Raw genomic sequence first — 10,162 nt, forward strand, 5'->3', positions numbered from 1 at the left:
TGGCCCCTCGGCGCTTCCCGTGTTTCCGAATTTGGCGACTGGATCGCCCCCGCTGAGCGCAGACTGCAAATCCCGGCTCAGCTTGCAAGCGCGGCGTAAAAATCTTCGGTCAAACCGGCCTGCCTGCGCGCCGAGTCGTTGAACGGCGGCTTAAGGCCGCCGCGAAAATGCCTTTTCACAAGGATTTGGTAATGACTGGCGGCGTTCAGCCCCCATCCGTTCGTCGCCCAGCCGAACCATCCGGTCCCTGCCGCGACATGCCGAATCTCGTCTGTCATGATGCGACCGAGTATCCGGGCGGACACAGGGTCCCCTGCACTTTCGAACCGTTCCACCGTGGCAGGCGTGATGTCGAGCGCGCGCGCCTCCAGAACCATGGGTACGATGGCAAGGCGGGCGAGCGCGTCGTGCGCCGTCTCCTCCGCCGCTTGCCACAACCCGTCATGGGCAGGGAGCGCGCCGTAATGACTTCCCAATTGACGCAGCCTGCGGTCGAGCAGGGCGAAATGCATCGCCTCGTCCGCGCCGACCCGCATCCAGTCGTCGGTGAAGGCGGCGGGGAACTGCGCGCCGAAACGACCGACGAGGTCGAACGCCAGGTCGATGGCGACGAATTCAATATGGGCGAGCGCGTGGAGCATGGCGGCCCGTGCGCGTTCCGACCCGATCCTGCCGCGCCTCGGCATCCGGTTGGGCGGCAGCAGTTCGGGCGCGGCGGGGCGCGCGGGGCGGTCGGGCATGGTCGTATCGAAACGATGCGCCAATCGCCCAAGCCGCCAGGCTCGCGCCGCCGCCCGCGCGGCCATCAGCTTGGACGCCGGATCGGGTGTCAGCAATATATGAGCGCAGGCCGCACCCACGCTGTCGATGCAACCGGGAAGGGTCAAATTGCCTGCGCGGCCTCCAGAACTTCCTGCGCATGGCCCTTTACCTTGACCTTGGGCCAGACGCGGGCGACATGGCCGTTCGCGTCGAACAGGAATGTGGCGCGCTCTATCCCCATATATTTGCGGCCATAGAGCGACTTTTCGACCCAGGTGCCGAAAGCCTCGCACGCAGCGCCGCTTTCCTCGTCGGAAGCGAGGATGACGGAAAGACCGTATTTTTCCGCGAATTTCGCGAGCTTGCCCGGCTTGTCCTTCGATATGGCGATCACGGGCACGCCCGCCTGCGCATATTCGTCGGCGAGCGCGGTGAAATCCTTCGCTTCGTTGGTGCAGCCGGGGGTATCGGCCTTGGGATAGAAATACACCACCACAGGCTTGCCGCGATAGGCATCGAGCGTGAAGTCGACACCGTCGGCGTCCTTCAGCGTCACGGCGGGAATGGCATCACCCTTGTCCAGCATCTCGAACCTCCTGATAGGGGGCGGCGAGCGCGCCCCAGCTTGCCGATACGCATTGCCGCGCCTTGGCATAGCTTTCAAGCAGACTGTCCCAAGAGTCAGCGCCGCACGCCCGTGCGACCAGCGGACGCGTCGCCTCCTGCGGTTCCGTCGACGCCGGTGAGACGAGGCGGGAAACGATGAGAAAGCGGGTGATGAGATCGTGCGCCGCCACAAGGCTCGAGGGCAGATGTCCCGCCGCGACGAGATCGGCGAGCGCCACCGACAGGTCGGGGTCGAACGCCATGCGATGGCGGAACTGGCTCACATGGATGAGGAATTCCAGATCGACCAGTCCGCCCGGCACCAGTTTGACGTCGAAATCACCGGCGGGCGGCTTATGCCGCGCTATGTCGCCGCGCATCTTGACCGCTTCGCGCGCCAGACTGTCGAGATCGCGCGGATGCCGCAGCGTTTCGGCAAGCACGGCGTCGAGCGCGGCGCGCGCTTCCGCCGATCCGAACACGGCACGCGCGCGGGTGAGTGCCAGATGCTCCCACGTCCACGCTTCCTCCCGCTGGTAGCGGGCGAAGCTGTCGAGGCTGACGGCCAGCAGCCCCTGCGCGCCGGACGGTCGCAGCCGGGTATCGACTTCGTAGAGGCGGCCAGAGGCGGTCTGCACCGACAGGGCGTTGGTGATACGCTGCGCCAGGCGGTTGAAATATTGCGTCGCGCCCAGCGGCTTTTCCCCGTCGCTCTCCGTCGCGAAGTCGCCGGTGAAGAGGTAGACGAGGTCGAGGTCCGAGGCGTGAGTGAGAACGCCGCCGCCCATGCGGCCCAGTGCGAGGATCAGCAGTTCGCCGCCCGGAACCTTTCCATGAACGCTTTCGAATTCCGCCACCGTGCCGCCTGCCAGGGCGCGGATGGCGGCTTCTGCGACGCGGCCATAGCCCCTGCCCGCTTCCAGCGGGTCGCCGCCACGGATGATCTGCGCACCGATGGCGAAGCGGCGGTCGTTGACACGCTGACGCACGCGGTCGAGCAGCGCCTGATAATCCTCACCCGGTTCCAGCGCGGCGAACTGCGCGGTCAATGGCTCCACGAGCGGCGCAGGGTCGAAGGCAGAGGCGTCGATCAAGCCGTCGAGCAGCTCGGCCCGGCGTCCCAACGCATCGGCGAGCGTCGGCGCGTGACTCAATATCTCGGCCAGCAACCCGACCAGCGCGGGGCGCGCGGCGAGGAGCTTGAAGAAGTTGATCGCGCTCGGCAGGCGAGCGATCATGTCGTCCAGCCGGTTGAGCGCGCGCGATGGATCGGGCGCGGTGGCGAGCGCGCGCATGAGGCCCGGCAGCAGCGCCTCCAGTGCCTCACGCGAGGGTGCGCTGCGTAGCGCACGGACCGTGCCGCCGCGCCAGCGCGCAATCCGGGCGAGCGGCGTGTCGGCGTCGACGAACCCCATGTCCGCCAGCTGCGCCTTCAGCCGCTCCTCATCGCGCGAGAGCGAGGCGTCCTCCCTGTCCGGGGTCAGGCGATCATAGTTGCGACCCACCCATTCGACATGAGGGCGCAGCGTCTCGATCAGCGCCGCGCCATCGGCGAGGCCGTGCAGCCGCGCGACATCGTCGAGTGCGTCGGGCGATTTCGGAAGTTCGTGGGTCTGCCGGTCCTCGACCATCTGGAGCCGGTGCTCGACGGTGCGGAAGAGGACATAGGCTGCGTCCAGCCGGTCAGCGACGTCGCGCTCGATCACGCCCGCCGCCGCCAAAGCGCGCAGCGCTTCGCGCGTGTTGCCGGACCGGAGCGAGGGATCGCGCCCGCCGTGGATCAACTGATGCACCTGCGCGAAAAATTCGACTTCGCGAATGCCGCCGCGGCCGCGTTTGAGATCGTAACCCGGCCCGAAGGCCTGCCCCTGCGCATAATGGTCGCGGATGCGGCGGCTGATATCGACGATGGCGTCGATCGCTCCGAAATCGAGGCTGCGTCGCCAAACGAAAGGACGGATCTGGCGCAGGAAATCCTCGCCCAGCCCCTTGTCCCCCGCTGCTGGACGGGCACGGATGAAGGCTGCCTGCTCCCATCCGAGCGCGGTCGATTCATAATAGCCGATGGCCGCGTCCACCGGCAGCGCGATGGGCGTGGCTTCGGGCGAAGGGCGCAGCCGCAGGTCGACGCGGAAGACATAACCGTCGCCGTCGCGAGCGGTGAGCAGTTCGCTTATGCGGCGACCGATGCGCACGGCGGCGTCCGCGACATCCTCCCGCTCGCCATGGGGCATCGTGCGAGGATCGTAGAGCAGGATCGGATCGATGTCGGACGAATAGTTGAGTTCGCGGCTGCCATGCTTGCCTAGCGCGAGGACGACGAAGCCCCGGCGGTCGGCGTCGGGATAGCGTTCGTGCAAGGCGGCGGACAGCGCTTCCTCCAGCGCCCGATCGGCGAAATCGGACAGCGTTTGCGTGACCCTGTCGACATCCCATGCCCCGGCGAGATCCGCGCCCGCGACTGCGAGCGCCAGCGCACCGCGCCGCCGCCTCAGCGATCGGGCGACCGCGTCGTCGGGTGTCGCGACGTTGCGCGCCGCTGCAAGCGCGCCTTCGAAATCCTCGGCACGAAGCGCCTGCGTCACCGTGGGGAAGCGGTCCAGCGCTCGCGCCAGAAAAGGCGAATGCGCTCTGATCCTGTCTTCCGTTTGTGCCCATTGGGTCACCTTGACTCTCCAGCCTTTTTTTATCCGGGTCGGTGCTATTGTCCCCACAATCGACGATTGCCAGAAACTTTTGTGCAATATGGCCGTTCTGATGGCATGAACCTACAGGGCAAATCCATCGGCCGATCGGCAGCGGAGCGAGACACGGCACGCCATCTCGTCACCGTCCGCGTTCCCGAGCCCTATGAGGGCGTCGGAAACGCGCTGCAATCGACCTTTTCGCCAGCGCGCGACTCATTGCCCGCCGACATGATGGCCCTGCTCGCCAAGCTCGACCGGCACTAGGCCGTCAGCATCGCATTAACGGTTTCGCGATAGAATGCGCCGTCCTTCTTAGCGGATGGTCGGCATGAACTATCGTATTTTCGCAGTCGTCACTTTGTTGCTCGCCCCGTTGCTGGCGATCATCGCTGATTCGATGTCCAGCAGGCGGCATGCTGCTGCGGCGGCTCCCCTGCCCGCCACCGCCCTGCCACCGGTTCGGAGCTATTCGCCCCCGTCCGCGCCTTCGCCGGAGCCTACCCCAGCGCCGATGCCAGCGACGGGCCCGGCCCCCGCCTTCGGCCAACCGTTGCCCGGGGCGGGAGAGCCGATGATGCCGCTGGGCGCGACCAACGCACAGGATGCGCCAGACGACTTGCACAATGCCAGCCGCTAAACCTTAGATCGCGCCGCCGAATGTATCGCACTGGGCCGGATCGCCAGTAGATAGCCCCTTGCGCAGCCACTCCATGCGCTGCGCGCCGGTGCCATGTGTGAAGCTTTCGGGCACGGGTCGCCGCCCGGCGGCTTTCTGAAGCGTATCGTCGCCGATGGCCTGCGCCGCCCGCATCCCTTCCTCCAGGTCGCCCGGCTCCATGAGATTGGTGTCGCGCGCCGCCCAGACACCGGCATAGCAGTCGGCCTGCAATTCCATCTTGACCTGAAGCGCGTTGCCTTCCGCCTCGCTCGCTCGCTGCTGCGCCTTGCGGATGCGGTCCGCCTCGCCGGTGATGGTCTGGATGTGGTGGCCGACTTCGTGCGCGATGATGTAGCCGATGGGAAAGTCGCCCGGCGCGTTGAATTTCGTTTCCATCTCACGAAAGAAATCGGTGTCGAGGTAAATGCGCTGATCGGCAGGGCAATAGAACGGCCCCATCGCCGACATCGCCGCTCCGCAACCCGATTGCCCGTCCTGGCTGTAAAAGACGAGCGTGGGGGGCGGATATTGCTGTCCATGCGCCTTGAAGATGTCGCTCCAGCGCCGCTCGGTCGATCCCAGCACCTTGAGCGACGTACGTTGCACGGCGGAAAGATCCTCCAGCCGGGGCTTTTCCGTCTGCACCGACTGGCCGCCACCGCCGCCGCCCATGAGGCTGAGCGGGTTCATCCCCATGACGACCATGATGATGAGGACCACAACGATGCCGCCGCAGCCGAACCGGCTGCCGATGAGGGGGAGCAACATGCCGAGTCCCCCGCCCAGCCCGCCGCCGCCAAGGCCGCCACCCCGGCCGTCCTGCACTTCGAAATGGCTGCTTTCCTGTTCGTCGTCGAGCCGCATCATGCCCTCCCCTGTCCGGCGATCGTTCCCCAGGCGATCCGATCGCCGAGGGAACCGTCCGTCTGCCCGAAAAGTTGCGCCGCCAAAAGCAATTGTGACGATAAGTTCAGTTGGAATGGCGCAACCACTTTCTATATTGCAGTGCGACATGGCAGACATAGACCCCTATCCGTCCGATCCCAAACTCCATCGCCGCGCGCGCACTCCGCTGCCGCTGCCGCGTGAGGTCGCCCTTTTGTTGCAGGGCGGCGGCGCGCTCGGCTCGTACCAGTCAGGCGTCTACGAACGGCTGGACGAACTGGGCGTCGATGTCAGCTGGGTCGCGGGCATTTCCATCGGTGCGGTGAATGCCGCCATCATCGCAGGCAATCCCCCCCATCGCCGCATCAGCCGCCTCAAGAAATTCTGGTATACCGTCTCGGGCGGAATGCCCAATGTCATCCTCCCCGAAATCGATCATATCCGCGAAGCGGCGCACCTGACCGCCGCCAGCATCGTGGCCGGCTTCGGCGTGCCGGGCATGTTTCGCCCGCGCCTGTGGCCCGCGACGCTGATGCCCGAAGGGACGCCGGGCGCGATCAGCTTCTACGACAGCGCGCCGCTGAAGGAGACACTGGACGCCTGCGTCGACTGGGATCTGCTGAACGATGGGCCGGTGCGTCTGTCGGTGGGCGCGGTGGACGTGGAGTCGGGCAATTTCGCCTATTGGGATACGCGCGGACAAGGCGGCAACACGCGCATCGACGCGCGACACATCATGGCGTCGGGCGCGCTGCCCCCCGGCTTGCCCCCCATCGAGATCGACGGGCGATGGTATTGGGACGGCGGGATCGTGTCGAATACGCCGCTCGCCCATGTCCTTAACCACCAGACCGAAGACATGCTGGTCTTTCAGGTCGATCTCTTCCCCGCCGAAGGGCCGATGCCCCGGCAGATGACCGATGTCTATTCGCGTATGAAGGACATCCAGTACAGCAGCCGCACCCGGCAGGTGACCGATCAGTATCTGCGCCTGCGTCGCGAACATGGCGCGATCAAGGCGCTGCTCGACAAGCTCCCTCCCGATATGCAGCACGGCGCAGAAGCGCAGGCGTTGCGCCAGTGCCTGGACGAGGGATCGGTCAACATCGTGCACCTGATCTATCGCACCCGTAACTGGGAAAGCGGCGCGAAGGACTTCGAATTCTCCCGCTCGACCATGCTCGACCATTGGAGCCAGGGTCGCGAAGCGGTGGAGGAAGTCATGCACAAGGGCGACCTGATCGCTCGCAACATCGTCAACGGGCGTAGTTCCACCTTCGACCTCGACGCCCCCGATCATCTCAAGGAGAAGAGCGCATGAGTAAGTCCCTCGCCGGCAAGACCGCCCTCATCACCGGTTCCACTTCGGGCATCGGCCTCGCTTATGCCAAGGCGTTGGCGGGCGAGGGTGCCAATGTGGTCATCAACGGTTTCGGTGATGCCGACGCGATCGAAAAGGAACGTGCGGGCCTTGAGAGCCTGTCGGGTGGGAAGGCGCTCTATTCCGGTCATGACCTTACCAAGGTGGACCAGATCGAGGCGATGATGAAGGAAGCGGCCGATGCCTTCGGCGGCGTTGACATCCTCATCAACAATGCCGGGATGCAGCACGTCGCGCCGGTGGAGGAATTCCCGATCGACAAGTGGGATCTTATCATCGCGCTGAACCTGAACGCCGCGTTTCACACCACGCGCCTCGCCATTCCCTATATGAAGCAGAAGAAGTGGGGGCGGATCATCCAGACCGCGTCTGCCCACTCGCTCGTCGCGTCGCCGTTCAAGGCGGCCTATGTGACTGCGAAGCACGGCCTGGCGGGCTTCACAAAGACGGTGGCGCTGGAAGTCGCGACCCATGGCATAACCGCCAACTGCATATCGCCCGGCTATGTCTGGACCCCATTGGTCGAAAACCAGATCCCCGACACGATGAAAGCCCGGGGCATGACCCGCGAGCAGGTGATGAACGACGTGTTGCTGGCGGGACAGCCGACCAAGGAATTTGTCACCGCCGAGCAGGTGGCCGCGACCGCGCTCTACCTGTGCAGCGACGTAGCGGCGCAGGTTACCGGCGCAAATCTCAGCATCGACGGTGGGTGGACGGCGCAGTAGCGCATTCATCTGCCAGACAGGTATCGTTGCTTTTTTGCAACGCGGCGAGATTTTCATGTCATGGAGGAAACTTCGGAACTTTCCCGTGGGTTAGATATCGCGCAAACGCAAACCGCAAACGCACAACAACTCGCAGGATTTCATCTATGAAGAAATATCTCCTCGCCGCGGCGATGGTCGCCGCGCTGCCTTCGGCTGCTTTCGCGCAGGAAACCGCACCCGACGGCACCGACGCTTTCGGCGTCGAACCCTATGTCGGCGTTCTGGGTGGTTATCACACCTTCGACCGTGGCAGCGAGTTCGGTCGCACCGCCAATCAGACCGTCATGAACGGCGCGCTGATCAGCGGCATCGCAGGCGTCAACGTTCCGCTCGGCCCGGTGTTCGTCGGCGTTGAAGGTAACGCCACCAAGGGCTTCAGCGACATCGACTGGGAATATGGCGTCAAGGGCCGCGTCGGCGCGCGCGCCGGTGAAAGCGGCCTGCTGTACGTTTCGGCTGGCTATCAGTGGGTCAACGGCAAGCGTGGCTGGCCCGACCGCAAGGACTGGATGTACGGTCTGGGCGTCGAAGTCGGACCCAAGGAAATCGGTCTGGGCGGTCTGACCGGCAACAGCGGCGTGCGCGTCCGCTTCCAGGTCGACACCTATGACTGGGACAGCTTCCGTCCGATGGCGGGCCTGGTGTTCCACCTCTGATAGGGTTCACCCTTTCATAGCAGAAGGCCCGTTTCCCCAGAGGAAGCGGGCCTTTTCTTTTGCCCCTTTCCCCCCGCGCTTTTGGGTCTATGTTCTCCCCAATAAAGGAGACATTCGCACATGCGTCATGCGTTCACGGCCATCCTGGCCGCCGCCAGCCTTTCGACCATCGCCGCCGCCCAGACGCCCGCCCCCGCCGCCGCGCAATCAACACCTGCGCCGCAGAGCGAGATCGGCACGGCGATCGCGAAGGACATGGACGGGCTGATGACGCTGTACCGCGACCTGCACGCCAATCCCGAACTCTCCCTTCAGGAAGTCAACACCGCCGCCAAGCTCGCCAAACGGTTGCGGGCGATGAAATTCGACGTGACCGAAAAGGTAGGCGGCACCGGTGTCGTCGCGGTGATGAAGAACGGGTCCGGCCCGGTGCTGTTGATCCGTGCGGACATGGACGCGTTGCCGGTGGTCGAGCAGACCGGACTCCCGTTCGCGTCCAAAGTGCGGACCAAGACGCCCGAAGGCGTGGAAACGGGCGTCATGCACGCGTGCGGGCATGACACGCACATGACTGCCTTCATCGAAACGGCCAAGCTGCTGGCCGCGCGGCGCAAGGATTGGAGCGGCACGCTGGTCATGATCCTTCAGCCCGCCGAAGAAGTGGGCAAGGGCGCGCGCGATATGCTGGAAGACGGGCTTTACACCCGCTTCCCTCGCCCGACCCACGCCATCGCCTTTCACGATGCGGCGAACCTTGCCGCCGGGCAGATCGGATACACGCCGGGCTATGCCCTTGCCAATGTGGACAGCGTGGACATCGTCGTGAAGGGGGTCGGCGGCCACGGCGCCTATCCGCAAACGACAAAGGACCCGATCGTGCTGGGCGCGCGAATCGTCACCAGCCTCCAAACGCTCATCAGTCGCGAACAGGACCCGCAGGACCCCGCCGTCGTCACGGTGGGCAGTTTTCAGGGCGGTGCAAAGCATAATATCATCCCCGACGAAGCCAAACTGCTGCTGACCATTCGCAGCTATTCGGACGAAACCCGCACGAAGTTGATCGAGGGCGTCCGGCGGATCGCGCGGGGCGAGGCGATTGCCGCGGGCTTGCCGGACGACAAAATGCCGGTGGTGACCGTCAAGGACGAATTCACCCCGTCCACCTACAACCCGCCCGAATTCGCCGAACAGATGGCGGGCATCCTCAAGGCCCATTTTCCCGAAGGTCGCGTGGTGCGCACGACCGCGGTCATGGGCGGCGAAGATTTCGGTCGCTTTTACCGCGCGGACAAGAGCATCAACAGCTTCATCTTCTGGGTCGGTGGCGTGCCCGCCGATAAACTCGCCGCGGCAAAGGCGGGCCAGGCCGAACTGCCCTCGCTCCACAGCCCGTTTTGGGCACCGCAAGCCGATCAGGTGATCGGAACGGCTAGCGAGGCGATGACCGTGCTGGCGCTCGACATCCTCAAGAAATAGAAACCGAGGATCAGGCGCTCAGCCAGGCCCTGGCAGACCGCTCGTCGCCGAAAAACGCTATTCCGGGGCGAGCGTTGAGTCGGCGCGCCTGCAAACGCGCCAAAGCGCGGTTGGTGACGAACGCGAGCCGTTGGGCCTGAATGGCCTTGTTCGCCAGTAACTTCTGGAACGCGGCGGCCGTCTCCTGGCTCTGGATCGCCATTTCGCTGATGTCGCACAGTTTCCTGTGCTCGGAGGCTTGGCACGGCAGGCCTGCAATGGCCTTCTCTATTTCGTGACCG

Annotated in this window: 10 protein-coding genes and 1 pseudogene; 6 read left to right on the plus strand and 5 right to left on the minus strand. The window is 64.8% G+C overall.

All coding sequences use genetic code 11. The annotated features are described in order from the left end of the window. Nucleotides 1-77: 77 nt before the first annotated feature. The 3 genes from DI606_RS11820 to DI606_RS11830 are packed head-to-tail and all read right to left on the minus strand — an operon-like array spanning nucleotide 78 to nucleotide 4,034. Nucleotides 78-887 (minus strand): ferritin-like domain-containing protein, encoded by an 810-nt coding sequence (locus DI606_RS11820; protein WP_293983130.1) that lies wholly within the window; start codon nucleotides 885-887, stop codon nucleotides 78-80. After that, the gene (gene bcp / locus DI606_RS11825; RefSeq protein WP_293983133.1) at nucleotides 884-1,348 is read right to left on the minus strand and encodes a thioredoxin-dependent thiol peroxidase; all 465 of its coding nucleotides are present in this window, start codon (nucleotides 1,346-1,348) and stop codon (nucleotides 884-886) included. Before bcp ends, DI606_RS11820 begins: the two co-directional genes overlap by 4 nt. Continuing rightward, nucleotides 1,332-4,034: a bifunctional [glutamine synthetase] adenylyltransferase/[glutamine synthetase]-adenylyl-L-tyrosine phosphorylase gene (locus DI606_RS11830; protein WP_293983136.1), complete on the minus strand. Its 2,703-nt coding sequence runs from the start codon at nucleotides 4,032-4,034 to the stop codon at nucleotides 1,332-1,334. The genes bcp and DI606_RS11830 overlap by 17 nt, the downstream gene beginning before the upstream one ends. Nucleotides 4,035-4,130: 96 nt before the next feature. On the opposite strand from DI606_RS11830, the gene DI606_RS11835 reads away from it, so the two are divergent. Both DI606_RS11835 and DI606_RS11840 read left to right on the plus strand, forming a co-directional pair. Further along, nucleotides 4,131-4,319: a hypothetical protein gene (locus tag DI606_RS11835; RefSeq protein WP_293983139.1), complete on the plus strand. Its 189-nt coding sequence runs from the start codon at nucleotides 4,131-4,133 to the stop codon at nucleotides 4,317-4,319. A 64-nt stretch (nucleotides 4,320-4,383) separates the two neighbouring features. Further along, complete coding sequence (locus tag DI606_RS11840) at nucleotides 4,384-4,692, plus strand: hypothetical protein (RefSeq protein ID WP_293983142.1); 309 nt, start codon at nucleotides 4,384-4,386, stop codon at nucleotides 4,690-4,692. 3 nt (nucleotides 4,693-4,695) lie between these two features. On the opposite strand, the gene DI606_RS11845 is transcribed toward DI606_RS11840, so the two are convergent. Then, nucleotides 4,696-5,577 carry a neutral zinc metallopeptidase gene (locus DI606_RS11845; protein ID WP_293983161.1) on the minus strand — a complete coding sequence of 294 codons (882 nt, stop codon included), beginning with the start codon at nucleotides 5,575-5,577 and terminating at the stop codon, nucleotides 4,696-4,698. 148 nt (nucleotides 5,578-5,725) lie between these two features. On the opposite strand from DI606_RS11845, the gene DI606_RS11850 reads away from it, so the two are divergent. The 4 genes from DI606_RS11850 to DI606_RS11865 all read left to right on the plus strand — a co-directional run bounded on the left by DI606_RS11850 (nucleotide 5,726) and on the right by DI606_RS11865 (nucleotide 9,881). After that, complete coding sequence (locus DI606_RS11850; protein WP_293983144.1) at nucleotides 5,726-6,919, plus strand: DUF3734 domain-containing protein; 1,194 nt, start codon at nucleotides 5,726-5,728, stop codon at nucleotides 6,917-6,919. Further along, nucleotides 6,916-7,707, plus strand: a complete 792-nt coding sequence (locus DI606_RS11855; RefSeq protein WP_293983147.1) for a 3-hydroxybutyrate dehydrogenase — start codon at nucleotides 6,916-6,918, stop codon at nucleotides 7,705-7,707. The genes DI606_RS11850 and DI606_RS11855 overlap by 4 nt, the downstream gene beginning before the upstream one ends. Nucleotides 7,708-7,853: 146 nt before the next feature. Beyond that, a complete protein-coding gene (locus DI606_RS11860; protein WP_293983150.1) occupies nucleotides 7,854-8,405 on the plus strand; it encodes an opacity protein in 552 nt (183 codons plus the stop codon). Nucleotides 8,406-8,525: 120 nt separating this feature from the next. After that, the gene (locus tag DI606_RS11865) at nucleotides 8,526-9,881 is read left to right on the plus strand and encodes an amidohydrolase (RefSeq protein ID WP_293983153.1); all 1,356 of its coding nucleotides are present in this window, start codon (nucleotides 8,526-8,528) and stop codon (nucleotides 9,879-9,881) included. Nucleotides 9,882-9,891: 10 nt separating this feature from the next. Here the strand turns inward: DI606_RS11865 and DI606_RS11870 are convergent. Further along, nucleotides 9,892-10,162, minus strand: a pseudogene (locus tag DI606_RS11870) (hypothetical protein); the annotation flags it as partial.

The organism is Sphingobium sp. (assembly GCF_003248505.1).
In the GTDB taxonomy this organism is placed as follows: Bacteria; Pseudomonadota; Alphaproteobacteria; order Sphingomonadales; family Sphingomonadaceae; genus Sphingobium.